Source organism: Streptomyces sp. NPDC111744 (genome assembly GCF_055634995.1).
This window is the reverse complement of record NZ_JBVKCG010000004.1, coordinates 270775-296914: the sequence shown is the minus strand read 5'-3', so window position 1 is coordinate 296914 and position 26140 is coordinate 270775. Positions and strand designations below refer to the sequence as shown.

The following is a 26140-nucleotide window of genomic DNA, read 5'->3' as shown; positions in this document are numbered from 1 at the left end:
ACGGTTCAGAGCGTCCTGAGAAGTACGGCCGGCTGTTCCACGCAGTCCGCCACGTACCGCAGGAAGCCGCCCGCCGTGCCGCCGTCGCAGACCCGGTGGTCGAAGGTCAATGACAGCTGGACCACCTGGCGGACCGCCAGCTCGCCTTCGTGCACCCATGGCTTCGGGACGATGCGGCCCACTCCCAGCATGGCCGCTTCGGGGTGGTTGATGATCGGGGTGGAGCCGTCGACGCCGAAGACGCCGTAGTTGTTCAACGTGAAGGTGCCGCCGGTGAGTTCGCCCGGGGTGAGCGTTCCGGCATGAGCCGACTCGGTGAGGCGGGCGAACTCCGCGGTCAGGGCCTCGGCGTCGCGGGCGTGGGCGTCCCGGACGACGGGGACCACCAGGCCCCGGTCGGTCTGGGCGGCGAAGCCCAGATGGACATGGTCGAGTCGGACGATCTCACGGGCCTCGACGTCGACGTAGGAGTTCAGCTCGGGGTAGCGGGCCAGGGCTGCCGTGCTGATCCGGGCGAGGAGCGCGAGCAGGGAGATCTTGGGGCCCTTCGCCGCGTTCATCGCGGTTCGCGCGCGCATCAACTCGGTCGCGTCGGCGTCCACCCAGCAGGTCGCGTCGGGGATCTCCCGGCGGCTGCGGGAGAGCTTGTCGGCGACCGCTCCCCGAATGCCCTTGAGGGGCGTACGGGTGCCGGTCTGGGTGCTCGGCGCGCCGGCCGAGGCGTTCGGCGGACTGGGCGCGGTCTTGGTGGCGGTGGTGGCGCGGGCCGCGCTGACCCGCAGGGCGTCCTCGACGTCGGCGCGCAGAATCAGGCCGTCGGGGCCCGAGCCGGACAGCCGGCGCAGGTCAAGGCCGTTGTCCCGGGCGAGGCGGCGGACCAGCGGGGAGATCACCGGGACGGGGCCCTCGGTGACCGGGGGCGGTGCGGGCACGTGCGCGCGGGCCGCCGTTTCGACGACGGCTGCGGTCTTGCCGGCCATGCCATTTGCCTGCTCCGGTGCGGTGGGGCGGGCCCTGCGGCGGCGCGCCGGGGGTGCCCCGGTGCCGTAGCCCACCAGGACGTTGCCGGAGCCCTCCGCCTCGGGGACCGAGGTGGCCTCGCCGACGGCGACCGTCAGCAGCGGGGCGCCGACGGGCAGTTCGGTGCCCTCCTCGCCGAAGCGGGCGGTGACCACACCGCCGTAGGGGCAGGGGACCTCGACCATCGCCTTGGCCGTCTCGACCTCGACGACCGGCTGGTCGATCGCGACGACCTCGCCGACCTGGACCAGCCAGTTGACGATCACCGCCTCGGTCAGCCCCTCCCCGAGGTCGGGCAGTTTGAACTCCAGCACCTGTGCCATCAGCCCTCGGCCTCCCACTGCAGACGCGCCACCGCGTCCAGGATGCGGTCGACGCCGGGCAGGTGGTGGCGCTCCAGCATCGGCGGCGGGTAGGGGATGTCGAACCCGGCCACGCGCAGCACCGGCGCCTCCAGGTGGTGGAAGCAGCGCTCCGTGACCCGGGCCGCGATCTCCCCTCCCGGTCCGCCGAACCCGCCCGACTCGTGTACGACGACCGCGCGCCCGGTGCGCCGTACCGAGGCGCAGACCGTCTCGTCGTCGAACGGCACCAGGGAGCGCAGGTCGACGACTTCGAGGTCCCAGCCCTCCGCCTGGGCGGCCTCGGCGGCTTCGAGGCAGACCGGTACGGACGGGCCGTAGGTGATGAGCGTGGCGCTGCGCCCTGTGCGGCGCACCACCGCGCGGCCGATGGGTTCAACGTCCGTCGGGTGCTCGGGGTTCCAGGTGTCCTTGGACCAGTAAAGGCGCTTGGGTTCGAGGAAGACGACCGGGTCGTCGGAGGCGATGGCAGCACGCAGCAGGCCGTAGGCGTCGGCGACCGTGGCGGGGGTGACGACGTGCAGGCCGGGGGTGGCCATGTAGTAGGCCTCGGAGGAGTCGCTGTGGTGCTCGACGCCGCCGATGCCGCCGCCGTAGGGGATGCGGACGGTGATCGGGAGGGGCATCCGGCCCCGGGTGCGGTTGCGCATCCGGGAGACATGGCTGATCAGCTGTTCGAACCCGGGGTAGGCGAAGGCGTCGAACTGCATCTCCACGACCGGGCGCAGCCCGTACATGGCCATGCCGACGGCGGTGCCGAGGATGCCGGCCTCGGCGAGCGGGGTGTCGGTGCACCGGTCCTCGCCGAACTCCTTGGCGAGGCCGTCGGTGACCCGGAAGACCCCGCCGAGGGCGCCGACGTCCTCGCCCATGACGTGCACGGCGGGGTCGGCGGCCATCGCGTCGCGCAGCGCGCGCGTGAGGGCCTGCGCCATGGTGGCGGGCTTGACGGCGACGGTGGTCATCAGCGGCCGCCTTCCCGGTCGGCCTGCTCGGCTTCCAGTTCGGCCCGCAGCATGGCGCGCTGCTCGCGCAGTTGGGTGGTGGTCTCGGCGTACACCTGGTCGAAGAGGGCCATGGGGTCGAGTTCCGGGTCGCGGTTCATGTGCTCGCGCAGGTCGGCGGCCATGGTCTCGGCGGCTTCGCGCGCCTGCCGTGCGAAGTCCTCGTCGAGCAGTCCACGGTCGCTCAACTCGCGCTCCAGCAGCAGGATCGGATCGTGATCGCGCCAGGCGTCGACCTCGGCGTCGCCGCGGTAGCGGGTTGCGTCGTCGGCGTTGGTGTGGGCGTCGATGCGGTAGGTCACCGCCTCCACCAGGGTGGGGCCTCCGCCCTCGCGCGCGTGCCGTACGGCGTCGGAGAGGACCTCGTGCACGGCGGCCGCGTCGTTGCCGTCGACCAGGCGGCCCCGCATGCCGTATCCGACGGCCTTGTGGGCCAGGGAGGGGGCGGCGGTCTGCTTGTCGAGCGGGACGGAGATGGCGAAGCCGTTGTTCTGGACCAGGAAGACGACCGGGGCCTGCCAGACGGCGGCGAAGTTCAGCGCCTCGTGGAAGTCTCCCTCGCTGGTGCCGCCGTCGCCGACCATGGCGAGCGCGACCACGTCGTCGCCCTTGAGGCGGGCCGCGTGGGCGAGGCCGACGGCGTGCGGGAGCTGGGTGGCGAGCGGGGTGGACAGGGGGGCCACTCGGTGGGCGTAGGGGTCGTAGCCGGTGTGCCAGTCGCCGCGCAGCAGGGTGAGTGCCTCGACGGGGTCCACGCCCCGGGCGACGACCGCGAGGGTGTCGCGGTAGCTGGGGAAGAGCCAGTCGCGTTCCTGAAGGGCGAGCGCGGCGGCGACCTCGCAGGCCTCCTGGCCGGTGCTGGACGGGTAGACGGCGAGGCGGCCCTGTTTGGTGAGCGCGGTGGCCTGGGTGTTGTACCGGCGGCCGTGCACCAGCTGGGTGTAGAGCCGTCGCAGCAGCTCCGGGTCGGCCTTGGCGGCCGCCTCGGTCCCGAGGACGCGGTACGGCCGCTCGTCGGGCAGCAGGGGCGCGGGGTCCGTCCGGGGTTGCCAGGCGGGCGGCGGCGATGGGCGGTATGCGCCTCGCTGCTCCAGGACCGTCATGACGGCACCTCCTCGTGGGGGTGGCTGCGGGAGACGGATCGGCTGTGACCCGTCCCACCTACCGATTGTTCGGTCGCCGGCACATTTTGGCTACAGGCGGCTCCAGGCTGTGGACAAACGGTTCTCCACAGCCTGAAATGAACGCAGTACGTCCACGGCAGGAAGGCGGGGGGACATGCCACCTGAACAAATGGCCGAGGGGCCGCAGGACCGCGCCACGCTGCCGCCCGCGCGCCCGCTGGACGCCATTGATCAGGACATCCTGCAGATCCTCCAGGCGGACGGCCGGGCCTCGATACGGTCGGTCGCCGAACGTGTCCATGTCTCGCGCGCCAACGCCTACGCGCGTATCAACCGTCTCATCGAGGACGGGGTGATCCGCGGTTTCGGCGCCCGGGTGGACCATGAGCGGGCCGGCCACGGCACCTCCGCCTACATCACGCTGAAGATCGTCCAGAACACCTGGCGCACGGTGCGCGAGGAGTTGCGGCAGCTGCCCGGCGCCGACCACATCGCCCTGGTGGGCGGGGACTTCGACGTCCTGCTCCTGGTGCACACGCCGGACAACAGGGCGCTGCGCGAACTGGTGCTGACCCGGCTCCAGGCGATCCCCGAGGTGCTCAGCACCCGCACACTGCTGGTGTTCGAGGAGGAGGACCTGGAGCCGGGCGGCTGACGCCGGACGGCCCGGGTCAGGCCGCGCGGAGACCCGAGAACACCAGGCGCGCCACCGCGTCGGAGACCTCGCGCTCGCTCGCGCCGCGCCCGTCCGGGCGGTACCACTCCACGATCGAGTTGACCATGCCGAAGACCAGCCGGGTCGCGAGGCGCACCTCGATGTCACCGCGTACGTCCCCGTCGGCGGCGGCCGCCTTCAGCAGGTCGGCCACCCGGTGGTCGAAGTCGCGGCGCAGCTCCAGCGCCCGTCGCTCGGTGTCGGTGTTGCCGCGCACCCGCAGCAGCAGCGTGACGTACGGCAGCTCGGCGATCAGCACTTCCACCATGCGCCGCACGACGTGCTCCAGGCGGTCGGCGGCACGCCCCACGCGCGCCTGCTCCTCGTCGAGGATCCCGAACAGGCCGTCCAGGGCCCGGCTGACGGCCCGGCGCAGCAGTTCCTCCTTGCCGGAGACATGGTGGTAGATCGACGACTTGGAGATACCGGCGGCCTTGGAGAGATGCTCCATGGAGGTGCCGTCGTAGCCACGCTGGTTGAAGACCTGGACGGCCACCGAGAGCAGGGTCTCGGGGGTGTAGGTGTCGCGCTTGGCGGTGGTCATGAGGCGCCCTCCCGCTTCTCGGTGGCGTACGCGTGGCGGTAGAGCGCGAGGGAGGGCGCGTAGCGGCCGCTCGGGTCGCGCAGGTGCAGGTCGTCGAGGAGGTCGTAGGCGAAGTCGCGGCCGAGGCGGCGGCTCCACTCGAAGGGGCCGAGCGGGTAGTTGACGCCCAGGCGCATCGCGGTGTCGATGTCCTCCTCGGTGGCGACGCCCTTGGCGACGGCGTCGTGCGCGAGGTCCACGATCCGGGCGACCGTACGGGCGACGATCATGCCGGGGACGTCGCCGATGACGCTGACCTGCTTGCCGAGCGCCTGGAAGAGACCGATGGCCTCGTTGAGCGTCTGGGGCAGGGTGTCGTGTCCGGCGGACAGGGCGATGCGGGTGGCGCGGCGGTAGTCGAGCGCCAGGTCGAAGTAGACGACGTCCCGGAACTCCACCGAGGTCTGGCCGTCGGCGAGGACCAGCTGGCCGCCGCTGGGCAGCACCAGGCGGGTGCCGTGGTCCTCGTCGTCCTCGCGGACCTGGATGCCCGCCTCGCGGATCATCGCGAGCAGCTCGGCGGCCGGTCCCAGGCTGCCCTCGGCGACGACGTAGGGGGGCCGGTCGGCCGGCTCGGCGGTGTGCGGCTCGGGGCGCTCGGCGTCGTCCGCGTAGTCGTACCAGCCGTGTCCGGTCTTGCGGCCGAGGTGGCCGGCCTCGACGAGCCGGCGCTGGGCCAGGGAAGGCGTGAAGCGGACATCCTGGAAGAAGGCCTGCCACACGGAGCGCGTGACGGACTCGTTGACGTCCTGGCCGATCAGGTCGGTCAGTTCGAAGGCGCCCATCCGGAAGCCGCCGCACTCGCGCAGCACCGCGTCGATGGTGGCCGGGTCGGCGGCCTGCGCCTCGTAGACCGCGAACGCCTCGGCGTAGAAGGGGCGCGCGATGCGGTTGACGATGAAGCCGGGGGTGTCCGCGCAGGCGACCGGCGTCTTGCCCCAGGCGCGTGCCGTCTCGTACGCGCGCGTGGCGGACGTGACGTCGGTGGCGAACCCGGAGACGACCTCGACCAGCGGCAGCAGCGGGGCCGGGTTGAAGAAGTGCAGGCCCACCAGGCGTGAGGCGCTGCGCAGGGCGCCGCCGATGGCGGTCACCGACAGGGAGGAGGTGTTGGTGGCCAGCAGACAGTCGTCGTCGACGATGTCCTCAAGGGCGCGGAAGAGCTCCTGCTTGGCCTCCAGCCGCTCCTGGACGGCCTCCACGACCAGGCTGCAGTCCGCGAAGTCGGTGAGCTCCTCGGCGGGCAGCAGCCGCGCGCGGGCCGCGTCCCGGTCGGCAGCCCCCATCCGGTCCTTCTCGACGAGCCGGTCGAGACGGGCGACGATCGCCGCGGCAGCGTCCCCGGCCCGCCCGGGGACGGCGTCGTACAGCCGTACGCGATGGCCCGCGACGAGTGCGACCTGGGCGATGCCCTGGCCCATGGTGCCGGTGCCGGCGACCCCCACGGGGCTGCTGAGGTCGAGTGCTGTCATGTGCGCGATCCTCCCGCACGGGGTTTTCCACAGATGCGGCAGGCCCCCTTGTCCCGACCGATCGTTCGGTTACTCTAACTCTGTCCGGCCGTTTCTGCCCAGGTCATGAGCTCGAAGGGGAGCTCATCAGACGAGGAGTTGGTCCCGCATGACCGCCGAACTCACCGTGCACGAGCTGATCGCCAAGCACCGGCCCACCCTTGACCAGGCGCTTGAGGCGATCCGCACGCGCGCGTACTGGTCCCCCCACCCCGAGCACCCCAAGGCCTACGGCGAGCACGGCAGCCTGGACGCGGCGGCGGGCAAGGCCGCCTTCGACGCCCTTCTCGGCGGCCGGATCGACCTCGGCCAGCCCGGCACCGACGACTGGGTGGGCGGCGAGGTCTCCCCGTACGGCATCGAACTGGGCGTCACCTACCCGCACGCGGACGTCGACACACTGCTGCCCGCGATGAAGGCCGGCCAGCGCGCGTGGCGCGACGCGGGCGCGGAGGCGCGCGCCGTGGTGTGTCTGGAGATCCTCAAGCGGATCAGCGACCGCACGCACGAGTTCGCGCACGCGGTCATGCACACCAGCGGCCAGGCGTTCATGATGGCGTTCCAGGCGGGCGGCCCGCACGCCCAGGACCGCGGCCTGGAGGCGGTGGCCTACGCGTACGTGGAGCAGGTCCGCACCCCCGACACGGCCGAGTGGTCGAAGCCGCAGGGCAAGCGCGACCCGCTCGCGCTGACGAAGACGTTCAAGCCGGTCCCGCGCGGGATCGCGCTGGTCGTCGGCTGCAACACGTTCCCGACGTGGAACGGCTACCCGGGCCTGTTCGCCTCCCTCGCCACGGGCAACGCGGTGCTGGTGAAGCCGCACCCGCGCGCGGTGCTGCCGCTCGCCCTCACCGTGCAGGTCGCCCGCCAGGTCCTCACCGAGGCCGGCTTCGACCCGAACCTGGTGGCGCTGACGGCGGAGCGCCCCGGCGAGGGCATCGCGAAGACGCTCGCCACCCGCACCGAAGTCAGGATCATCGACTACACGGGCTCCACCGCCTTCGGCGACTGGCTGGAGGCCAACGCCCGGCAGGCGCAGGTCTACACGGAGAAGGCCGGCGTCAACACGGTGCTGGTGGAGTCCACCGACAACTACAAGGGCATGCTCTCCAACCTGGCGTTCTCGCTCTCCCTCTACAGCGGCCAGATGTGCACCACCCCGCAGAACCTGCTGATCCCCCGCGACGGCATCCGCACCGACGAAGGCCCCAGGACGTACGACGAGGTGGTCGCCGACCTCGCCCGCGCCGTCGACGGGCTGCTCGGCGACGATGCCCGTGCGAACGCGCTGCTCGGCGCGATCGTCAACCCCGACGTCAAGGCCCGCCTGGAGGCCGCCGCAGGACTCGGCGAGGTCGCCCTCGCGTCTCGCGAGATCACCAACCCGGAGTTCCCGGACGCGGTCGTGCGCACTCCGGTGATCGTGAAACTGGACGGGGCGCGGAAGTACTGGGAGGGGGCGGACGACGAGGCCGCGTACATGAGCGAGTGCTTCGGGCCGGTGTCCTTCGCGGTCGCCGTCGACTCGGCCACCGACGCGGTGGAGCTGCTGCGGCGGACGGTCCGGGAGAAGGGCGCGATGACGGTCGGCGCGTACACCGTCGACACCGACGTGGAGCGCGCCGTGGAGGAGGTCTGCCTGGAGGAGGCCGCGCAGCTGTCGCTGAACCTGGTCGGCGGGGTGTACGTCAACCAGACGGCCGCGTTCTCCGACTTCCACGGCTCGGGCGGAAACCCGGCGGCGAACGCCGCGCTCTGCGATGGAGCGTTCGTGGCGAACCGGTTCCGGGTGGTCGAGGTGCGCCGGGAGGCGTAGCACACACCCTTACGGGGCGCTCCAGTGGAACAGGGCCATGGCGACACTGGTCGCCAGGTTGTAGCTGCTCACCTGGGGGCGCATCGGCAGTCGCAGGAGATGGTCGGCACGCGCGCGTAGGTCCGTCGACAGGCCCGTTCGTTCTGAGCCGAAGGCGAGGATCGCGTCGTCCGGGAGCTTCGTGCTCCGGATGTCCTCGCCTTCCGGGTCCAGGGCGTACACCGGACCCCGCGGCAGCTCCGGCACCGCCAATCGCTCCACCGCCGTCGCGAAGTGGAGGCCCGCGCCGCCTCGTACGACCGTCGGGTGCCAGGGGTCGAGCGTGCCGGTCGTGATCACTCCCGTCGCCCCGAAGCCCGCCGCCAGACGGATCACCGCGCCCGCGTTGCCGAGGTTGCGGGGTTCGTCGAGGACGACGATCGGAGCTACGCGGGGAATTCGGGCCAGCTCGCGCAGGTTGGCCTCGCGGGACGGTCGTACGGCCAGGGCGGCCACGGCCGTGGGATGCGGGCGGGACACAAGGGACGCGTACGTCTCCGGCGCCACCTCCGTCAGCAGGGCGGCCAGCGCCTCCCGTACGTCCGGCGCCAGCTCGTCCGCCAGGGCCAGCGCAGCCGCACGGTCCGTGGTGACCGCCACCGGCGCCTCCGCGCCGAAGCGCAGGGCGTGTTTGAGGGCGTGGAAGCCGTCGAGGAGGACGGCGGAGCCCGCCAGCCGCGCCCAGTGGTTCAGGGGGTCGGTCATGCCCCGAAGCCTACGCGGGGCTGTTCGTCCGCCTCCGGGGAGCGAGGGGGTAGCAGTGCGGGGGCGCCGCGCCGGAAGACTCGGGCACGCGCGCGTGCCGCGCGGCCGCCGAGCTGGAGCAGGAAGGCCGTCGGCAGGAAGACCGAGTCCGCCGCGATCATGGAGAGGGAGAAGAAGGGCAGGCCGAGGACGACCGCGATCACCGCGTGCTCGGTCATCATCGCGGCCAGCAGCAGGTTCTTGACCCGGCGGTTGAACAACGTGAACGGGAAGGCGACCTGGACGATGACCGTCCCGTAGGTCACCAGCAGCACCAGCGTGCCGCTGGCGGACAGCAGGTCGGCGAGGGCCGGCCAGGGCGAGAAGTAGTCCAGGTGGAGCGGGTAGTAGACGGCGGTGCCGTCCTGCCATCGTGAGCCCTGGATCTTGTACCAGCCGGCGGTGGCGTAGATCAGGCAGGCCTCGGCCATGATCACGAACAGGGCGCCGTTGTGCAGAATGTCGGCGATGACGTCCAGCAGGATCCGCGGCTCGGGTGTGCGCGCCCAGCGGCCCACCGCCCACCACAGGGCGGCGCCCGCCCAGGTCGCCCACATGAGGGCCGGCACCAGCCAGCCACCGCCGGAGCGGCCGGTGAGGGCCGCCACGGCCAGCAGGACACCGGACACCGCCCACAGCGCCGGTCCGACCCGGTCGGTGACCGGCTTCTCGTCCGCACGCGCGCGTGCCGCCCGGCGCGCGTCCAGGGACCACACCTGGCCGCAGCGTGTGAACACGAGGTAGAAGGACATCAGGTGCAGCACGTTGTCGCCGCCGTCGCCCATGAAGACGCTGCGGTTCTGCAGGGACAGCACGCCGACCATGAACAGCAGGGACATGGTGCGGGTGCGCCAGCCCACCAGCAGCAGGGCGCTGGAGAGGACGGCCAGGAAGTAGAAGATCTCGAAGAAGGCCCGGCCGTCGAAGGACAGCAGCGCCGTGAAGGCGTGGTTGTCGGCGGTCAGCTGCTGGGCGAGGTCGAAGCTCCAGGGTCCGTCGGGGCCGTACAGCTCCTGCCGGTGCGGGTACTCGCGCAGCAGGAACAGCAGCCAGGTGGCGGCGAAGCCGATGCGTACGACGGCCGTCTGGTACGGGCCGAGGGCGGACTCGGTGACCCGGGCGATGGCACGGGACAGGCACACGGCGAGGCGGCTCATCGCACACCTCCGTCGGCCTCGTCAGCCGTGGCCGTCCACCAGGGCAGCACCCGGTAGACGGGGGTGTCGGAGACCTTCTCGCCGCTCCAGTCCGGCGGGGGCACGTTGGTGGTGCTGGAGCGCACCTGGACGCGCTCGATGGTGCCCTTCTCGCTGGTCGCGTCGCCCTCGTACATGCGCATCACGACGATCCGGCGCAGGTACTGCTCGGAGAGGGAGCCGCGCAGGCCGATCGGGCGGTTGTCGGTGCCGTGCGTGCTGACGAAGAAGTCCCAGGCCCGGCGCAGCTCGTTCTGCACGGTGTGGCTCGGCAGCAGGCTGCCGTCGATGGCCTTGCCGTCCTGGGCCGACAGGTCGTTCCAGCCGGTGGTGGTCGTGGTGCCGTCCTGCATCCGCACGTCAGCGCGCACCTGTACGGCGATGTTCTGCTGCAGCGGGTTGGGCGCGAACAGTTTCCAGTTCTGCTCGAACTCCGGGTACACCCACTCCTCGATCGCCTTGCCGTGCTGCTTCGTCACCGTGTTCGCCGGCGCGACGCTCAGGAACACCATCCCGAGGTGCACACAGGCGGCGACGGCGACCAGGGCCAGGGCGAGGGCCGCACCCACCTGGTAGCGGGGGGAGAGGGCGGCGACGCCACTGCGGGGCGGGGCGGAGGGCTCCTGTGTGCCGGGGGGCGGCTGCTCCGGACGCGCCTCTCCCGCCGGCACCGGATCCGGACGCGTCCCGCTCGGACCCTCCGGCCCCTTCCGGGCGTCCGAGTCCCCGTCGTATGCGTCCATGCCGCCCCGTTCCCCGAAACCACCACTTCGCCCGGAAGGCCCATTCGGGGCCGGCCGGTGTGCCGCTGTCCGGCACTCGCACGGAACGGTACTCAGCACCGGCCGCCGGGCGCAGCCCCGGGGACCGGCCCGAGGGCGTGGCCATCACCACTCCGGCCGGGCGCGGCGACGGTCCCCGCAGCGGTCCCCCGGGGCCGACGACCGAGTCACGGCAGGTCGTACGGCGGCCCGGGCGGTGCGTGAGTCCTGCTCGGCGAGTTGTCCACAGGCCGCGCCGAAGGTTTTCCACAGCGGTTGAACCCGTGGACTTCCGCCCTCGAAACTGTGGATCTGCCCTGGAGCCGGGCGTAGCAGCGAAACCGACCCGGGGCCAGGAGCAGGAGGTGCGGCACAGGCGTAGGGGGTGTGGCAGGTGGATCAGGCGTTCACGGACCGGGCGTGGAGCATACGGCGGACGGCGTCGGAGCGTTCCAGAAGGGTGTTGCGGACCACGGGGGCCGCTTCCTGGGCCGCCTGCTGGGCCTTCTCGACGTAGGCGGAATCGATGGCGTACGGCGGGAAGAGCCGGGAGGTGTAGACCATCGCCGGGATCATTCCGCCCTGGTCCAGCTGGGGGACCGCGGCGAGGTAGCGCTCGGCGTAGGGGGCGAACAGGGCGTCCTGGCCGGGGCGCCAGAAGGCGTCCGCCACCGCCCTGACCGACTGGACGGGCACCGTGCGGTCCACGGCCAGCCGCTGCCAGACCTCCGTCTTCGCGGCCGGGTCGGGGGAGGCTGCCCGGACCGTGAGGGCGCGGACCCAGGCATCTGGGTCGGGGTCGCGTGCGAGCAGGGCGGCGGACTCGGCGGCGACGTCACCGCCGAGTTCGGCCTCGCGGACGAGGGCGCGCCAGCGCAGGTCGATGTCGTCACCGGCCTGGTCACGGAGCCAGGCCAGGTCCTCGGCGCCGGTCGCGGTGCGGGCCAGGCCGCGCAGGGCCACCTGGCGGCGGCCCGGGTCGCCGGCGAGCTGTCGGCAGGCCTTGGCAGCGGCCTGGGTCAGCGCGGGGCGGTCGGCGTCCGGGGCCCAGAGTTCGGCGATGTCGGTGACGAGGGTCAGGTAGGGCTCGATCACGGCGTCGGACCTCTCTGCGGCGAGGACGGCGGTGAGGCACCGTCCGGCCTCGGCCGCCGTGGCCTCGCCGGCCGTGAGCATGTCCCAGACGGTGGCGGCGGCCACGCCCCGGGAGATGGCCGTGGGCAGCTGGGCCGCCGTGCGGAAGAGGGTCTCCCGGGTGGCGGGGTCCGGGCGGGTGGTGGCGAAGGTGAGGTCGTCGTCGTTGATCAGGAGGAGGTCGGACGTGGCAGGGAGGCCGGTGACGGGGGTGCGGGGCTCGGTGACCTCGACGCGGACCAGGGCGGTGCGTTCGAGGGCGTCGCCGTCGCGGTCGTACGCGCCGACCGCCAGGACCTGCGGGCGCGGGGTGCCGTCGGCGACCAGGGTGACCGTGTCGCCGTCGTGCTCCAGGGTGAAGCGGTCGGTCCCGGCGGTCTCCAGCCAGGCCTTCCGCCAGGGGGCGAGGTCCCGGCCGCTCGCCTCGGCGAGGGCGTCGATCAGGTCCTGGAGGGTGGTGGTGCCCCAGGCGTGGCGGGCGAAGTAGGCGGCCATGCCGATGCGGAAACGGTCCTCGCCGACATAGGTCATCAACTGCTGGAGGACGGAGGCGCCCTTGGGGTAGGTGATGTTGTCGAAGATCGACGCGGCCTGGGCGACATCGTGGATGGGCTGGTGGATCGGGTGGGAGACCGGGCCCTGGTCGGAGAGGTAGGCCTTCAGCTTGTCGCCGGCGAGGTGGCCCGCCCAGACGTCGGTGTAGCGGGTGGCGCCCTCGGCGGCCCAGTGGCAGGCGAACTCGGCGAAGGCCTCGTTCAGCCAGAGGTCGTCCCACCAGCGCATGGTGACGATGTTGCCGAACCACATGTGCGCCATCTCGTGCAGCAGCACGAGCGCGAGCAGCTCACGCTCGGCAGGTGTCGGCGTGGCCCGCCGCAGGAAAATGTCCGACCAGGTCACACAGCCGTAGTTCTCCATCGCGCCGCCGAACTCGGGCATGAACACCTGGTCGTACGTGCGCTGGGGGAAAGGCATCGCGAACGCCTCGGCGAAGAAGGCGAGGCCCTGGCGGGTGAGGGTGAAGATCTCGTCGGCGTCGCGTTCCAGGACCTCGGCGAGCGAGCGGCGGGCGAAGATGCCGAGGTCGTGGCCGTCGGCCTCGCGGCGGATCTCGTGGAAGGGGCCCGCATTGACGACGGTGTTGTAGACGGACAGCGGCGGAGTGTCCGGGAAGACCCAGCGGCGGGCCGCGCCCTGCTCCTCGACGCGCGGGTCGCCGGAGTTGCTGAGGACGGTCCAGGCGGCCGGGGCGGTCACCGTGAAGGCGTGCGGGGCCTTGAGGTCGGGCTGGTCGAAGCAGGCCCAGACGAAGCGGGCCTCGTCCGGTTCGAAGCTGGCCCAGACGTACACCTCGCCGTCGGCGGGATCGACGGCCTTGTGGACGCCCGGGCCGGCCGTGGTGTCGGCCTGGACGCTCTCGACGCGCAGCACGTTGTGCGCGGCCAGGCCGGGCAGCGGGATCCGGCCGTCGTCGCTCGGGGTGAGGGGGGTGCCGTTGAGGGTGGCGGAGCGGACCTCGGCCGCGCAGTCGACGAAGGTCCCGGCGCCCGGCTCGGCGCAGCTGAAGGCCACCGTGGAGACACACCGGATCTCCGGTCCGCCGGGCAGGGCGGTGAGGTCGATGTCCACGTCGTACCGCTCGACCGTGATCAGCGCGGACCGGCGCTCGGCCTCGGTACGGGTCAGGCTTCGGATCCCCATGTGTCCTCCCTCGTGTGTCCGTCCCCCGTCGGCGGGCAGCGCGCGTCAGCCTACGACGGAAAGAGCTGGTGATCGCAGGGGTTTTCGGTTCCCTTCTTCTAGAACCTGTTCTATCTTGACGGACCGTCAGATCAGCGGACGCGCCGGGAGGACAGGATCGTGGACTTCACCTTCACCGAGGAGCAGCTGGCGGCGGCCGAGGCGGCGCGCGGGGTGTTCGCCGGGGTGGCGCCGGACGCGGTGCCGAGCCCCGCGCTGACCACCGGCGCCGTGGCCGAGCACTTCGACCGGGAACTGTGGGACCGGCTGGCGGCCGCGGACCTGCTCAGTCTGCTGCCGACCGAGGAGTACGGCGGAGCGGGTCTGGACGCCATCACGCTCTGCCTGGTGCTGCGGGAGTCGGCGAAGGTACTGGCCCGGGTGCCGCTGCTGGAGAACAGCGCGGCCATGGCGGCCGTTCAGACCTACGGGGAGGAGGAGCTGAGGGCACGGCTGCTGGCGCGGACGGGTCGCGGTGAGCTGGTGCTGACCGTCGCCGCGAGCGGGCGCACCGGGCACGACCCGGCCGAGCCGGCGGTGACCGCGCGACCAGAGGGTGACACGTGGGTGCTGGACGGGGTGCAGACGGCGGTGCCGTGGGTGTACGACGCCGATCTCGTCGTCGTACCGGCGCACACCGACGGCGACCGGAGCGTGCTGGCGCTGGTGGCGCCGTCAGGTGACGGGGTCGCGCTCGCCGAGCAGGTGTCGACCAGCGGGGAACGGCTCGGTGAGCTGCGGCTGGAGTCGGCGCGGGTGGCGGGACGGGATGTGGTGACGGCGGAGGGGGCCTGGGAGTGGCTGCGGGAGCTGCTCGTGACCGGGACGTGTGCACTGGCGCTCGGGGTGGGCGAGCGGGTGTTGCGGATGACCGGTGAGTACGCGGGGAAGCGGGAGCAGTTCGGGCATCCCATCGCCACCTTCCAGGCCGTCGCCGTGCAGGCCGCCGACCGGTACATCGACCTTCGGGCCATGGAGGCGACGCTGTGGCAGGCGGCGTGGCGGATCGCCTCCGGCGCGCCCGGCGCGTTGCCGGCGGCCGGGGATGTGGCGGTGGCGAAGATCTGGGCGGCCGAGGGGGTGCGGCGGGTGGTGCAGACCGCGCAGCATCTGCACGGGGGGTTCGGGGCCGACACGGAGTATGCGCTGCACCGGTATCACGCCTGGGCGAAACAGCTCGAGCTGGCCCTTGGGCCGGCGGGGGCCTACGAGGAGGCGTTGGGGGATCTGCTTGCTGCGCATCCGTTGGGATAGCGGCGAGAAAGGGAGGATCGGGGCGGTTCCGTCGTGCCGGATCCGCCGGCCGGTGTGCGCTGGTCGCGCCCACGCGGCGGTAGCCGCGGATCGAAAACAACCCCGCGCCCCTTGCGGGGCGCTTCCGATACGGGACTTCAGATGACGAAACCCGGCTCGCCCGCGTCCGTCACGACCTCTCGGCCCGCCGCCTGCCACACCTGCATGCCGCCGTCCACGTTCACCGCGTCGATGCCCTGCTGGGCCAGGTACATCGTGACCTGGGCCGAGCGGCCGCCGGAGCGGCAGATGACGTGGACGCGACCGTCCTGGGGAGCGGCCTCGGTGAACTCGCCGTAGCGAGCCACGAACTCGCTGATCGGGATGTGCAGGGCGCCCGCGGCGTGGCCCGCCTGCCACTCGTCGTCCTCGCGGACGTCCAGCAGGAAGTCGCCGTCCTTGAGGTCCGCGACCTCGACCGTGGGCACACGCGCTGCGAAGTTCATGGCTCCGACGCTACCCGACCGCTACTCCTGGGCGAGCAGCGCGGCCAGCTCCGTCTCCCGGCCGACCACGTCCTTGGAGAGCTTCTCGGCGATCTCGTCGAGGAGGCTGTCCGGGTCGTCGGGGGCCAGCCGGAGCAGGCCGGCGATGGGGCCTTCCTCCAGTTCCTTGGCCACGAGGGTGAGCAGTTCCTTGCGCTCGGCGAGCCATTCGAGGCGGGCGTACAGCTCCTCGGCGCGGCTCGGCTTGCGCTCGGGCGGGACCGGGCCGGCCTCCCACTCCTCGGCCAGCTCCCGCAGCAGGGCCTCGTCGCCGCGGGCGTAGGCCGCGTTGACCCGGCTGAGGAACTCCTCGCGCCGCGACTGCTCCGCCCCCTCCTGCACCAGGTCGGGGTGGGCCTTGCGGGCCAGCTCGCGGTAGAGCCGACGGGCCTCCTCGCTGGGCCGCACCCGCTGCGGAGGCCGTACCTCCTGCTCGGTGAGCATCGCGGCGGCCTCCGGGAACAGGCCGTTGCCGTCCATCCAGCCGTGCAGCAGTTCCTCGACGCCGGGGATGGGCAGGACCCGGGCCCGGGCCTCCTCGGCGGCGCGGATGTCCTCGGGGTCACCGGTGCGGGCGGCCTTCGCCTCGGCGATCCGCGCGTCCAGCTCTTCGAGGCGGAGGTAGAGGGGGCCGAGCTTCTGCTCGTGCAGGCGAGAGAAGTTCTCGACCTCGACACGGAAGGTCTCGACCGCGATCTCGTACTCGATCAACGCCTGCTCGGCGGCCCGCACGGCCCGCTCCAGGCGTTCCTCGGGCCGCGGTGCCTCAGACTGCTCAGCTTCCGGGGTCGTCACCCGACCAGACTAGGGCCTGTCGTCCTCGGGGGTGGCCGCCACCCACTCCGCGACCAGATCACTGCAGGCCACGACAAGGGTTCCGGGGCGGCAGGCCAGCTCATGGGTGCAGCCGCCGGGAGACGGGAGGATCTCGTCGAGGATCACCTCGCCGAGCGAGGTCAGATCGCAGGCGCCCAGGATGTCCGTCTGGAAGCGGGAGACCCCCGAGTAGCGGACGACCAGGTCCTCGTCGTGCTCGAACCGGTTGTGGTGGAAGCGATTGGGGCGGAAGCGGATCTCGATGTCGTCGGGGGCCGTGCGCCGCATGTCCAGCGGGCGCAGGTCCTTCACACAGCGGTGGCCGCCGAGGTCGTAGTGACCCGGGTCGGTGGCGAAGGCGCGAGCGCCGGGCGGCAGGTCACCGGCGAACTCCGGCAGCCGCGCCAGGTAAGGGCTGGGATCGATGAAGACCGGCCCCACGCCCTCGCTGCCGTCAACGAAGACCGGCCCCACGCTGTCACCACCGTCACCGAACACCGGCCCGAGGCCCTCGCCCCAGACCCCACCCCCACCCCCACCCTCACCCTCACCCTCACCGATGACGACGTACTTCACTCCAGCACCTCAGCACCCCTCACCCGGCGGTCACACCCCGAGTTCCGCAGCGATCCGCCCCGCCCGTACCGCGGCCACCAGTTTCTCGTGGTCCGCCTCCGTGCGGTCGGCATAGGTCACCGCGAACGCGGCGATCGCGTCGTCCAGCTCCTCGTTCTTGCCGCAGTAGCCGGCGATCAGACGGGGGTCGGCGCCGTGTGAGTGGGCGCGGGCCAGCAGGGCGCCGGTCATCCGGCCGTAGTCGTCTATCTGGTCGGGAGACAGGGCGGTCGGGTCGACGCTGCCCTTGCGGTTGCGGAACTGGCGGACCTGGAAGGGACGGCCGTCCACCGTGGTCCAGCCGAGCAGGATGTCGCTGACCACCTGCATCCGCTTCTGCCCGAGGACCACCCTGCGGCCCTCGTGGTCGACGGCGGGCGCCTCGAACCCGGCCGTCGCCAGGTGCGGGACGAGCGCGGACGGGCGGGCCTCCTTGACCTGGAGGATCAGCGGCTCGCCGCGATGGTCGAGGAGCAGCACGACATACGACCGGGTGCCGACACTGCCGGTGCCGACTATCCGGAAGGCGACGTCGTGCGGGGTGTGCCGGGAGAGCAGCGGGTGGCGGTCCTCGGAGAGCGTGGTGACGTAGTGCTCCAGCGCCGCCACCACCGCTTCCGCCTCCTCGTCCGCGACCCGGCGCAGCACCGGCAGGGCGTCGACGAAGCGGCGCCCGCCGTTCTCGGTGGGCTCGGTGGAGCGGGCCGCGAACCGGCCGCTGGTGTTGGCGCGGGCCTTCTCCGAGACCCGGCGCAGGGTGCCGAGCATGTCGTGGGCGTCGGAGTGGGAGACCAGTTCCTCGTCCGCGATGGCGTTCCACGCGTCCAGCACCGGGAGCTTCGCCAGCAGGCGCATGGTGCGGCGGTAGGCGCCGGCCACGTCACCCGCCGCCTTGCGGCACACGTCCTCGTCGGCGCCCGCTTCCCGGCCGGCCAGCACCAGGGAGGCGGCGAGCCGCTTGAGGTCCCACTCCCAGGGGCCGAGCACGGTCTCGTCGAAGTCGTTGAGATCGATGACGAGGTCGCCGCGCGGGTCGCCGTACAGACCGAAGTTGGCCGCGTGGGCGTCGCCGCAGATCTGGGTGGCGATCCTGGTCATCGGGGTGCGGGCCAGATCGTGCGCCATCAGGCCGGCCGAGCCGCGCAGGAACGCGAACGGGCTCGCCGCCATCCTGCCGACCCTTATCGGGATGAGTTCCGGGATCCGGTCGCGGTTGGACTCCTCGACCGCGCTCACCGCGTCGGGCCGGGAGCCGTCCAGGTCCAGGGCGGCATGGCTGCCGCGCGGCACGGCCGAACGCAGCGCCTTGCCCTCCTCCTTGGGCGAGCCCTTCGCAGGCCACTGCGCAAAGCCCTTCGGCGAGGGCAACTTGCGCGCCCCGGCCGTCGTCGCCTCTTCCAGTCCGGTCACGTCGACCGCCTCCCCCGTGCTCCACACCCGCACACGCACGAACATCAACTCGTGGAAACGGTACAGGTGGGGGCTGAAACCACATGAGGCCCTGTGGACAACTTCCGCGTATTCGGATGGAGGTGGCAGCCCTTGTCGCGTATCTCCGGGATCAGGCCCTCAGACAAGCCGGCACCGCCGGCACTCTCCGATGTGTCTCCTGTGCCGGCGGCAGGTCCAGCTTCGTCAGGATCCCCCCGATGTGCTTGCCCACCGCCGCCCCCGAGATCACCAGTTCGCGGGCGATCGCGCCGTACGAGATCAGCTCGGGGCGCGCCCCTCGCGCCGCCGGCGAGGTGGTGGTCAGCGGGACCTGGGCGAAGCCCGGCCAGAGCGTGCGCACGAACCGCGGCAGCGTCACGGTCGTCGGCACGGTCACCGACCGCGGCTTCGAGCACACCGTCTTCTACACCGACGCCCGGGCCGCGCAACTCCAGCCCCGCAGTGTGCAGTTGGCAACAGACGCCGATGTCACGGCCGTACGGAACGCGGTGCGGGGCATCCCGGGCGTCAAGGCCCTCACCGGCGACGACCGCCGCTACGCCGACCCGGACCCCGACCGTGACCGGGAGGCGCTGACCGCGCTGAACGCCCTGTTCAGCACAGCCGGCGGGGTCGCCGCCTTGGTGTCGGTGTTCGTGGTGGCGTCGACGTTCGCGTTCGCGGTCGTCCAGCGCCACCGCGAGTTCGGTCTGCTGCGGGCCGCCGGGGCGACGCCCGGGCAGCTCCGCCGGACGGTGGCAGCCGAGGCCCTGCTGCTCGGGGTGGTCGCCTCGGCGACGGGCTGTGTGCTCGGCCGGTACGGCGCACCCCACCTCGTCCGCTGGACGGTCGACGGCGGACTCGCCCCGGGCTGGTTCGAGACGGGTGACGCCGTCTGGCCGTACTGCGCGGCCTTCTCGACCGGGGTGCTGGTCGCGCTGTGCGCCTCCCCTGGCCGGCGCCGGCCACCACCACCGCCGTCTGCGCGGCCCTCGCGGTCCTGGCCACCACCGCATCGGCCGCCGTGGCCACCCGGAAACCGCACCCGTCCACCCAGTGGTCCGCCCAGTGAGAGACACCTCACACCGACAGGAAAATCACACCGCCGCCCCGGGCCGAGGCGCCTTGCGCCCGCCCCCATGAACCACAACGGCACAGCAAAAAGACCCACCGTGACAACGATGGGTCTTTCGCCTCTGTGTGCGCGAGGGGGGAGTTGAACCCCCACGCCCTTGCGGGCACTGGAACCTGAATCCAGCGCGTCTGCCTATTCCGCCACCCGCGCATTGGGTGTGTCCTCCGGTTCCGGCCCCGTTTCTGGCGGCCTGGCCCCTTCCGACACGCAGAACACTAGCACGTGGGAAGGGGTGGGTTCACATCCCTTGTCTCCGGGCAGCGCTCACCTGAAGCTCACGTACCGAGCAGTCGGCGTTCACGTATCAACCTCGTACCGGTCGGGGCCATCTGTCCAGGAGACGGATCAGGTCCACAGTCAGGTGCGGGACACTGGTCATGGCCCACCTCTACGATCCTTGGCAGAAGAAACGCCGATCCTTGACAGGAGAAGCGTGCCGAGGAGTTCGAAGGGGGGCCGCTGGGGGAACCGGCTGATTGCCGGGCGCGTAGATACGATCAGTGAGCAGTAGCGGTGACGGCAGGCCGTACGGGCAAGGCGACAGAGGAGGTGCCCTGTGGGAGTCCTGAAGAAGTTCGAGCAGCGTCTCGAAGGTCTGGTCAACGGCACCTTCGCGAAGGTGTTCAAGTCCGAGGTCCAGCCCGTGGAGATCGCCGGTGCGCTGCAGCGCGAGTGCGACAACAACGCGACCATCTGGAACCGCGACCGGACGGTCGTACCCAATGACTTCATCGTCGAGCTGAGCGCTCCCGACTTCGAGCGGCTCAGCCCCTACTCCAGGCAGCTCGGCGACGAGCTCGCCGGGATGGTCCGCGACTACGCCAAGCAGCAGCGCTACACCTTCATGGGGCCGATCAAGGTAAACCTGGAGAAGGCCGAGGATCTCGACACCGGCCTGTACCGGGTGCGCAGCCGCACCCTCGCCTCCTCCAGCAACCAGCAGGCCGCCCCGGAGCGCGCGCCCGCGGCCGGCGGCGCCCCGCAGCGACCGGGCGGCTACGGCTACCCGCCGTCCGCCGCGGCCCCGCCCATGCCGAGCGCACCGCCCCCCGCCGCCCCGCAGCGCCCCGGCGCCTACGGCTACCCGCAGCCGGCCCAGCCCGCCGCCCCGCGGCCCGCCGGACCCTCCGGGCCCGTCGGCGCCGCGGCACCCGGCTCCCGAACCCGCTACTGGATCGAGATCAACGGCACCCGCCATCAGATCTCCCGCGCGACGCTCGTGCTGGGCCGCAGCACCGAGGCCGACGTGCGGATCGACGACCCCGGCGTCTCCCGCCGGCACTGCGAGATCCGGACCGGAACGCCCTCGACGATCCAGGATCTCGGGTCCACCAACGGCATCGTGGTGGACGGGCAGCACACCACCCGCGCTACGCTCCGCGACGGCTCGCGGATCGTCGTGGGCAGCACCACCATCATTTACCGGCAAGCCGAAGGGTGAAGCGGGGGCAATGTCAGAGCTGACCCTCACGGTCATGCGGCTGGGTTTCCTGGCCGTTCTGTGGCTGTTCGTGATCGTGGCCGTACAGGTCATCCGCAGCGACCTGTTCGGTACGCGCGTCACCCAGCGCGGATCGCGTAGGGAAGAAGGACGCCGGCAGCAGCCCGCTGCCCGGCAGCAGGCCGCGCCCCCGCAGCAGCGCGGCCAGCAGCCCGCCGCCGGCGGCGGCCGCCGGCGCAACGCCCCCAGCAAGCTCGTCGTCTCCGAGGGCACGCTCACGGGTACGACGGTCGCCCTCCAGGGACAGACCATCACCCTGGGCCGCGCCCACGACTCCACGATCGTGCTGGACGACGACTACGCCTCCAGCCGCCATGCCAGGATCTACCCGGACCGCGACGGCCAGTGGATCGTCGAGGACCTCGGCTCCACCAACGGCACATACCTGGACCGGTCCCGGCTGACGACCCCCACACCGATTCCGCTGGGCGCACCGATCCGCATCGGCAAAACCGTCATCGAGCTGCGGAAGTAGTACGAAAATGAGCGAGCGGAGCGAGCACGCAGCGGCGGACCGGACGCCGGTCCTTTGCGCGCTCCCGACCGGAGGGTGGGCACCGTGCGGATGTACCCGGAGCCGACGGGCGAGGTGCGCATGAGTCTGTCACTGCGCTTCGCCGCCGGATCGCACAAAGGCATGATCCGGGAGGGCAACGAGGACTCCGGTTACGCCGGTCCCCGCCTGCTCGCCATCGCCGACGGCATGGGCGGCCAGGCCGCCGGTGAGGTCGCCTCCTCCGAGGTGATCTCCACCCTGGTCACGCTCGACGACGACGTACCCGGCTCCGACATCCTCACCTCCCTCGGCCACGCCGTGCAGCGCGCCAACGACCAGCTGCGCGCCATGGTCGAGGAGGACCCCCAGCTGGAAGGCATGGGGACCACCCTCACCGCCCTGCTGTGGACCGGCCAGCGGCTCGGCCTGGTGCACGTCGGCGACTCCCGCGCATACCTGCTGCGGGACGGACAGCTCACGCAGATCACCCAGGACCACACCTGGGTGCAGCGGCTCGTCGACGAGGGCCGGATCACCGAGGAAGAGGCCACCACCCACCCGCAGCGCTCACTGCTGATGCGTGCGCTGGGCAGCGGCGACCACGTCGAGCCCGACCTCTCCATCCGCGAGGTCCGCGCGGGTGACCGTTATCTCATCTGCTCCGACGGGCTCTCCGGGGTCGTCTCCCACCAGACCCTGGAGGAGACCCTCGCCAGCTACCAGGGACCGCAGGAGACCGTGCAGGAGCTGATCCAGCTCGCGCTGCGCGGCGGCGGCCCCGACAACATCACGGTCATCATCGCGGACGTCCTCGACCTGGACACCGGAGACACCCTCGCCGGGCAGCTCTCCGACACCCCGGTCGTGGTCGGCGCCGTCGCCGAGAACCAGCACCACCTGCACGACAACGGCATCATGCAGACCCCGGCAGGCCGGGCCGCCAACCTCGGCCGCCAGGGCCACGGCCACGGCGGAGGCGGCGAGTTCGGGCCGCCCGGCTCGGGCGACACCACCGGATACGTCCCGGCCGGCAGCTTCGACGACTACACCGACGACGACTTCGTCAAGCCCCGCAAGGGCCGCAGGTGGCTGAAGAGATCCTTCTACGGCATCCTCGCCCTCGCCGTCATCGGCGGGGGCCTGTACGGCGGTTACCGCTGGACGCAGACGCAGTACTACGTCGGCGCCAACAGCGAGCACGTCGCGCTCTACCAGGGCATCAGCCAGGACCTGGCCTGGGTGTCACTGTCGAAGGTGGAGACGGACCACCCCGAGATCGAACTCAAGTACCTGCCGCCCTACCAGCAGAAGCAGGTCAAGGCCACCATCGCAGAGGGCGGCCTCAAGGACGCCCAGTCGAAGGTCCAGGAGCTGGCCGTGCAGGCCTCGGCCTGCAAGAAGGAGTCGGAGCGCACCGCCGCCGCGTCCAAGACCAGCTCCAAGGCCGGCCAGGGCAAGGCCGGAGGCACCACGGGAACCACCAAGGCCTCTCTCACGTCCAAGGCCTCGCCCACACCGTCGAACTCGGCGTCCTCCACGGCGTCACCGTCCCCGTCCCCCTCAGCGACCCCCAGCCCCGGCCCCACCCTCTCGGAGGATGAGCAGAAGGTCGTCTCGCTGTGCGGTAAGCAGTAGCAGGCAAGCCGTGAGAGGCCCCGTCACACGATGAGCAGTACTACCAACACGTCGACGAACCACACGTCCACGATCGGCTCCATCGGCACGCCGAGCCGGCGCAACACCGAGCTCGCGCTCCTGGTGTTCGCCGTCGCCATCCCGGTATTCGCCTATGCCAACGTGGGCCTGGCCATCAACGACAAGGTCCCGGCCGGACTGCTGAGCTACGGCCTGGGCCTCGGCCTCCTGGCCGCCGTCGCCCACCTCGCCGTCCGCAGGTTCGCCCCCTACGCGGACCCGCTGCTGCTGCCGCTGGCCACCCTGCTCAACGGCCTCGGCCTGGTCGTCATCTGGAGACTCGACCAGTCCAAACTGCTGCAGTCCATCCACGTCGCCGGCGGCAAGGCCACCAACCAGCTGCTGTACACCGCGATGGGCATCGCCCTGTTCATCGTCGTCCTGATCTTCCTCAAGGACCACAGAGCACTCCAGCGCTACACCTACATCTCCATGGTGGCCGCGCTCTTCCTGCTGCTGCTCCCGCTCGTCCCCGGCCTCGGCGCCAACGTGTACGGCGCCAAGATCTGGATCCACGTCGGCAGCTTCACCATCCAGCCCGGTGAGTTCGCGAAGATCGTCCTCGCGGTGTTCTTCGCCGGCTACCTGATGGTCAAGCGGGACGCCCTCGCGCTCGCCAGCCGCCGCTTCATGGGGCTGTACCTGCCGCGCGGCCGCGACCTGGGCCCGATCCTGGTCGTCTGGTTCATCTCGATCCTCATCCTGGTGTTCGAGACCGACCTCGGTACCTCGCTGCTGTTCTTCGGAATGTTCATCATCATGCTGTACGTCGCCACCGAGCGGACCAGCTGGATCGTCTTCGGTCTGCTGATGTCGGCGGTCGGCGCGGTCGGCGTGGCCAGCTTCGAACCGCACGTCCAGCAGCGCGTCCAGGCCTGGCTCGACCCGATGAAGGAGTACACGCTCTCCCGGCAGGGTGTCGTCGGCCACTCCGAGCAGGCGATGCAGGCCCTGTGGGCGTTCGGCTCCGGCGGCACCCTCGGTACCGGCCTCGGCCAGGGCCACTCCGAACAGATCCGGTTCGCCGCCAACTCCGACTTCATCCTCGCCACCTTCGGCGAGGAGCTGGGCCTGGCCGGCCTGATGGCGATCCTGCTGATCTACGGGCTGATCGTCGAGCGCGGTCTGCGCACCTCCCTCGCCGCCCGCGACCCCTTCGGCAAGCTGCTCGCCGTCGGCCTCTCCGGCGCCTTCGCCCTCCAGGTCTTCGTCGTCGCCGGCGGTGTGATGGGCCTCATCCCGCTGACCGGTATGACGATGCCGTTCCTCGCATACGGTGGTTCCTCCGTCATCGCCAACTGGGCGCTCATCGGCGTACTGATCCGCATCAGCGACACCGCCCGCCGCCCGGCCCCGGCGCCCGCCGCCAACCCCGACGCCGAGATGACCCAGGTGGTCCGCCCCTCATGAACAAGCCCCTGCGCCGGATCGCGATCTTCTGCGGCCTCCTGGTCCTCGCCCTGCTGTTGCGCGACAACTGGCTCCAGTACGTCAAGGCCGACACCCTGCGCCAGGACCCCGCCAACCGCCGGGTCACCATCGCCCGCTACGCCACGGCACGCGGCGACATCATCGTCGACGGCAACCCGATCACCGGCTCCACCGCGTCCGGCTCCTCGGGTATCAACGACCTGAAGTACAAGCGCACCTACAAGAACGGCCCCATGTGGGCCCCGGTCACCGGCTACGCCTCCCAGGCCTTCGGCGCCAACCAGCTGGAGTCCCTCGAGGACGGCATCCTCACCGGCAACGACGACCGGCTCTTCTTCCGCAACACCCTCGACATGATCACGGGCAAGCAGAAGTCGGGCGGCAACGTCGTCACCACCCTCAACGCGGCCGCCCAGAACGCCGCCTACAACGGGCTGAAGAAGCAGGGCGGCAAGGGCGCCGTCGTCGCCCTGGACCCCGCCACGGGCAAGATCCTGGCCCTGGCGAGCTACCCCTCGTACGACCCCTCCGCCTTCGCCGGCACCTCGGACACCGACGCCCAGGCCTGGAAGAAGCTCCAGAAGAAGTACGACCCGAACGACCCGATGCTGAACCGGGCGCTGCGCGAGACCTACCCGCCGGGCTCCACCTTCAAGGTCGTCACCGCCGCGGCCGCCCTGCAGAACGGGCTGTACACCTCCGCGGACCAGGCCACGAAGTCACCGCTGCCGTACGTCATGCCGGGCACCACCACCGAGCTGAAGAACGAGGGCAGCATCCCCTGCAAGAACGCGACCATGCGGATCGCGCTGCGCTACTCCTGCAACACCGTCTTCGGCAAGATCGGCGCCGACCTCGGCAACGACAAGATGCTCGCCGAGGCCAAGAAGTTCGGCTTCGACTCCGAGCAGTTCACCCCGGTCCGCTCCAGCGCCTCGGTCTTCTCCGACAACATGAACCAGTCGCAGACCGCCCTGTCCTCGATCGGCCAGTACAACACCGCCGCCACCCCGCTCCAGATGGCCATGGTCGCCTCCGCGGTCGCCAACGACGGCAAGCTGATGAAGCCGTACATGATCGACAAGCTGCAGTCGTCGAACCTCGACACCGTCTCCCAGACCGACCCGCAGGAACTGAGCCAGCCGCTGTCCTCCTCCAACGCCCAGATCCTCCAGTCGATGATGGAGACGGTCGTCAAGCAGGGCACCGGCACAAACGCCCAGATCAACGGTGTCACCGTTGGCGGCAAGACCGGTACCGCCCAGCACGGCGTGGAGAACAGCGCGAACCCGTACGCCTGGTTCATCTCCTACGCCAAGCTCCCCGACGGCAGCAAGCCGGTCGCGGTCGCCGTGGTGATCGAGGACGACCAGGCCAACCGCGACGACATCTCCGGCGGCGGCCTCGCGGCCCCGATCGCGAAGAGCGTGATGGAGGCGGTCATCAACTCCAAGAAGTGACCCCGCCCGCCACGGCGCTCCGGCGCCACCGGA

At 71.3% G+C, this 26140-nt stretch carries 21 protein-coding genes, 1 tRNA gene and 2 pseudogenes; 9 read left to right on the top strand and 15 right to left on the bottom strand.

The window, feature by feature from the left end; translation table 11 throughout:
* Positions 1–5: 5 nt before the first annotated feature.
* The 3 genes from ACZ7OO_RS11555 to pdhA are packed head-to-tail and all read right to left on the bottom strand — an operon-like array spanning position 6 to position 3489.
* Entirely contained in the window at positions 6–1343 is a 1338-nt protein-coding gene (locus ACZ7OO_RS11555; protein ID WP_471503844.1) for a dihydrolipoamide acetyltransferase family protein, read from the bottom strand.
* Complete coding sequence (locus ACZ7OO_RS11550) at positions 1343–2347, bottom strand: alpha-ketoacid dehydrogenase subunit beta (protein WP_471503842.1); 1005 nt, start codon at positions 2345–2347, stop codon at positions 1343–1345. The genes ACZ7OO_RS11555 and ACZ7OO_RS11550 overlap by 1 nt, the downstream gene beginning before the upstream one ends.
* Positions 2347–3489 (bottom strand): pyruvate dehydrogenase (acetyl-transferring) E1 component subunit alpha, encoded by a 1143-nt coding sequence (gene pdhA / locus ACZ7OO_RS11545; RefSeq protein ID WP_471503840.1) that lies wholly within the window; start codon positions 3487–3489, stop codon positions 2347–2349. Before pdhA ends, ACZ7OO_RS11550 begins: the two co-directional genes overlap by 1 nt.
* A 175-nt stretch (positions 3490–3664) precedes the next feature.
* On the opposite strand from pdhA, the gene ACZ7OO_RS11540 reads away from it, so the two are divergent.
* Positions 3665–4165 carry an Lrp/AsnC family transcriptional regulator gene (locus tag ACZ7OO_RS11540; protein WP_471503838.1) on the top strand — a complete coding sequence of 167 codons (501 nt, stop codon included), beginning with the start codon at positions 3665–3667 and terminating at the stop codon, positions 4163–4165.
* A 16-nt stretch (positions 4166–4181) separates the two neighbouring features.
* Here ACZ7OO_RS11540 and ACZ7OO_RS11535 read toward each other — a convergent pair whose 3' ends face one another.
* Together ACZ7OO_RS11535 and ACZ7OO_RS11530 are read right to left on the bottom strand one after the other, a co-directional pair.
* Positions 4182–4769 carry a TetR/AcrR family transcriptional regulator gene (locus tag ACZ7OO_RS11535; protein WP_471503836.1) on the bottom strand — a complete coding sequence of 196 codons (588 nt, stop codon included), beginning with the start codon at positions 4767–4769 and terminating at the stop codon, positions 4182–4184.
* The gene (locus ACZ7OO_RS11530; protein ID WP_471503834.1) at positions 4766–6280 is read right to left on the bottom strand and encodes a 3-hydroxyacyl-CoA dehydrogenase; all 1515 of its coding nucleotides are present in this window, start codon (positions 6278–6280) and stop codon (positions 4766–4768) included. The genes ACZ7OO_RS11535 and ACZ7OO_RS11530 overlap by 4 nt, the downstream gene beginning before the upstream one ends.
* A gap of 148 nt (positions 6281–6428) precedes the next feature.
* Between ACZ7OO_RS11530 and paaN the strand changes: the two genes are divergently transcribed.
* Complete coding sequence (gene paaN, locus ACZ7OO_RS11525; RefSeq protein WP_471503832.1) at positions 6429–8135, top strand: phenylacetic acid degradation protein PaaN; 1707 nt, start codon at positions 6429–6431, stop codon at positions 8133–8135.
* A 9-nt stretch (positions 8136–8144) separates the two neighbouring features.
* Here the strand turns inward: paaN and ACZ7OO_RS11520 are convergent, their stop codons facing one another.
* From ACZ7OO_RS11520 to pepN, 4 genes are all read right to left on the bottom strand, one after another.
* Complete coding sequence (locus tag ACZ7OO_RS11520) at positions 8145–8879, bottom strand: TrmH family RNA methyltransferase (RefSeq protein ID WP_471503830.1); 735 nt, start codon at positions 8877–8879, stop codon at positions 8145–8147.
* Positions 8876–10075, bottom strand: coding sequence for an HTTM domain-containing protein (locus ACZ7OO_RS11515; RefSeq protein ID WP_471503828.1), 1200 nt, complete (start codon positions 10073–10075; stop codon positions 8876–8878). The genes ACZ7OO_RS11520 and ACZ7OO_RS11515 overlap by 4 nt, the downstream gene beginning before the upstream one ends.
* Positions 10072–10857, bottom strand: a complete 786-nt coding sequence (locus ACZ7OO_RS11510) for a DUF5819 family protein (protein ID WP_471503826.1) — start codon at positions 10855–10857, stop codon at positions 10072–10074. The genes ACZ7OO_RS11515 and ACZ7OO_RS11510 overlap by 4 nt, the downstream gene beginning before the upstream one ends.
* A gap of 417 nt (positions 10858–11274) precedes the next feature.
* Positions 11275–13710, bottom strand: a complete 2436-nt coding sequence (pepN, locus tag ACZ7OO_RS11505) for an aminopeptidase N (RefSeq protein WP_471503824.1) — start codon at positions 13708–13710, stop codon at positions 11275–11277.
* Positions 13711–13869: 159 nt separating this feature from the next.
* On the opposite strand from pepN, the gene ACZ7OO_RS11500 reads away from it, so the two are divergent.
* Positions 13870–15003: an acyl-CoA dehydrogenase family protein gene (locus tag ACZ7OO_RS11500; protein WP_471503822.1), complete on the top strand. Its 1134-nt coding sequence runs from the start codon at positions 13870–13872 to the stop codon at positions 15001–15003.
* 137 nt (positions 15004–15140) lie between these two features.
* Here the strand turns inward: ACZ7OO_RS11500 and ACZ7OO_RS11495 are convergent, their stop codons facing one another.
* The 5 genes and pseudogenes from ACZ7OO_RS11495 to ACZ7OO_RS11475 form a co-directional block, all read right to left on the bottom strand.
* Positions 15141–15470 carry a rhodanese-like domain-containing protein gene (locus ACZ7OO_RS11495; protein ID WP_471504258.1) on the bottom strand — a complete coding sequence of 110 codons (330 nt, stop codon included), beginning with the start codon at positions 15468–15470 and terminating at the stop codon, positions 15141–15143.
* Positions 15471–15509: 39 nt separating this feature from the next.
* Positions 15510–16322, bottom strand: coding sequence for a hypothetical protein (locus tag ACZ7OO_RS11490; RefSeq protein ID WP_471503821.1), 813 nt, complete (start codon positions 16320–16322; stop codon positions 15510–15512).
* 9 nt (positions 16323–16331) lie between these two features.
* Positions 16332–16919: a hypothetical protein gene (locus tag ACZ7OO_RS11485; protein WP_471503819.1), complete on the bottom strand. Its 588-nt coding sequence runs from the start codon at positions 16917–16919 to the stop codon at positions 16332–16334.
* Positions 16920–16949: 30 nt separating this feature from the next.
* Positions 16950–18413 carry a DUF2252 domain-containing protein gene (locus tag ACZ7OO_RS11480; protein WP_471503817.1) on the bottom strand — a complete coding sequence of 488 codons (1464 nt, stop codon included), beginning with the start codon at positions 18411–18413 and terminating at the stop codon, positions 16950–16952.
* 106 nt (positions 18414–18519) lie between these two features.
* A pseudogene (locus ACZ7OO_RS11475) lies at positions 18520–18666 on the bottom strand (DNA-binding response regulator); the annotation flags it as partial.
* Between ACZ7OO_RS11475 and ACZ7OO_RS11470 the strand changes: the two are divergent.
* Positions 18641–19333 (top strand): annotated as a pseudogene (locus ACZ7OO_RS11470) (ABC transporter permease); the annotation flags it as partial. The pseudogenes ACZ7OO_RS11475 and ACZ7OO_RS11470 sit on opposite strands and share 26 nt — an antisense overlap.
* A gap of 257 nt (positions 19334–19590) precedes the next feature.
* Here ACZ7OO_RS11470 and ACZ7OO_RS11465 read toward each other — a convergent pair.
* A tRNA-Leu gene (locus ACZ7OO_RS11465) sits at positions 19591–19674 on the bottom strand.
* A gap of 406 nt (positions 19675–20080) precedes the next feature.
* Here ACZ7OO_RS11465 and ACZ7OO_RS11460 point away from each other — a divergent pair.
* The 5 genes from ACZ7OO_RS11460 (at position 20081) to ACZ7OO_RS11440 (ending at position 26107) form a co-directional block, all read left to right on the top strand.
* Positions 20081–20965 (top strand): FhaA domain-containing protein, encoded by an 885-nt coding sequence (locus ACZ7OO_RS11460; RefSeq protein WP_471503815.1) that lies wholly within the window; start codon positions 20081–20083, stop codon positions 20963–20965.
* Between the two features lie 10 nt (positions 20966–20975).
* Positions 20976–21500 carry an FHA domain-containing protein FhaB/FipA gene (locus tag ACZ7OO_RS11455; protein ID WP_351738084.1) on the top strand — a complete coding sequence of 175 codons (525 nt, stop codon included), beginning with the start codon at positions 20976–20978 and terminating at the stop codon, positions 21498–21500.
* Positions 21501–21590: 90 nt separating this feature from the next.
* Positions 21591–23156: a Stp1/IreP family PP2C-type Ser/Thr phosphatase gene (locus ACZ7OO_RS11450; RefSeq protein ID WP_471504256.1), complete on the top strand. Its 1566-nt coding sequence runs from the start codon at positions 21591–21593 to the stop codon at positions 23154–23156.
* Between the two features lie 30 nt (positions 23157–23186).
* Positions 23187–24626 carry an FtsW/RodA/SpoVE family cell cycle protein gene (locus tag ACZ7OO_RS11445; protein ID WP_471503813.1) on the top strand — a complete coding sequence of 480 codons (1440 nt, stop codon included), beginning with the start codon at positions 23187–23189 and terminating at the stop codon, positions 24624–24626.
* Positions 24623–26107, top strand: coding sequence for a peptidoglycan D,D-transpeptidase FtsI family protein (locus ACZ7OO_RS11440; RefSeq protein WP_471503811.1), 1485 nt, complete (start codon positions 24623–24625; stop codon positions 26105–26107). The genes ACZ7OO_RS11445 and ACZ7OO_RS11440 overlap by 4 nt, the downstream gene beginning before the upstream one ends.
* Positions 26108–26140: the final 33 nt, after the last annotated feature.

Bases quoted from the DNA above. Each gene is read 5' to 3' on its own strand.
- ACZ7OO_RS11555 (WP_471503844.1), bottom strand. From the start codon at position 1,343: ATGGCACAGGTGCTGGAGTTCAAACTGCCCGACCTCGGGGAGGGGCTG.
- ACZ7OO_RS11550 (WP_471503842.1), bottom strand. From the start codon at position 2,347: ATGACCACCGTCGCCGTCAAGCCCGCCACCATGGCGCAGGCCCTCACG.
- pdhA (WP_471503840.1), bottom strand. From the start codon at position 3,489: ATGACGGTCCTGGAGCAGCGAGGCGCATACCGCCCATCGCCGCCGCCC.
- ACZ7OO_RS11540 (WP_471503838.1), top strand. From the start codon at position 3,665: ATGCCACCTGAACAAATGGCCGAGGGGCCGCAGGACCGCGCCACGCTG.
- ACZ7OO_RS11535 (WP_471503836.1), bottom strand. From the start codon at position 4,769: ATGACCACCGCCAAGCGCGACACCTACACCCCCGAGACCCTGCTCTCG.
- ACZ7OO_RS11530 (WP_471503834.1), bottom strand. From the start codon at position 6,280: ATGACAGCACTCGACCTCAGCAGCCCCGTGGGGGTCGCCGGCACCGGC.
- paaN (WP_471503832.1), top strand. From the start codon at position 6,429: ATGACCGCCGAACTCACCGTGCACGAGCTGATCGCCAAGCACCGGCCC.
- ACZ7OO_RS11520 (WP_471503830.1), bottom strand. From the start codon at position 8,879: ATGACCGACCCCCTGAACCACTGGGCGCGGCTGGCGGGCTCCGCCGTC.
- ACZ7OO_RS11515 (WP_471503828.1), bottom strand. From the start codon at position 10,075: ATGAGCCGCCTCGCCGTGTGCCTGTCCCGTGCCATCGCCCGGGTCACC.
- ACZ7OO_RS11510 (WP_471503826.1), bottom strand. From the start codon at position 10,857: ATGGACGCATACGACGGGGACTCGGACGCCCGGAAGGGGCCGGAGGGT.
- pepN (WP_471503824.1), bottom strand. From the start codon at position 13,710: ATGGGGATCCGAAGCCTGACCCGTACCGAGGCCGAGCGCCGGTCCGCG.
- ACZ7OO_RS11480 (WP_471503817.1), bottom strand. From the start codon at position 18,413: ATGTTCGTGCGTGTGCGGGTGTGGAGCACGGGGGAGGCGGTCGACGTG.
- ACZ7OO_RS11455 (WP_351738084.1), top strand. From the start codon at position 20,976: ATGTCAGAGCTGACCCTCACGGTCATGCGGCTGGGTTTCCTGGCCGTT.
- ACZ7OO_RS11450 (WP_471504256.1), top strand. From the start codon at position 21,591: ATGTACCCGGAGCCGACGGGCGAGGTGCGCATGAGTCTGTCACTGCGC.
- ACZ7OO_RS11445 (WP_471503813.1), top strand. From the start codon at position 23,187: ATGAGCAGTACTACCAACACGTCGACGAACCACACGTCCACGATCGGC.
- ACZ7OO_RS11440 (WP_471503811.1), top strand. From the start codon at position 24,623: ATGAACAAGCCCCTGCGCCGGATCGCGATCTTCTGCGGCCTCCTGGTC.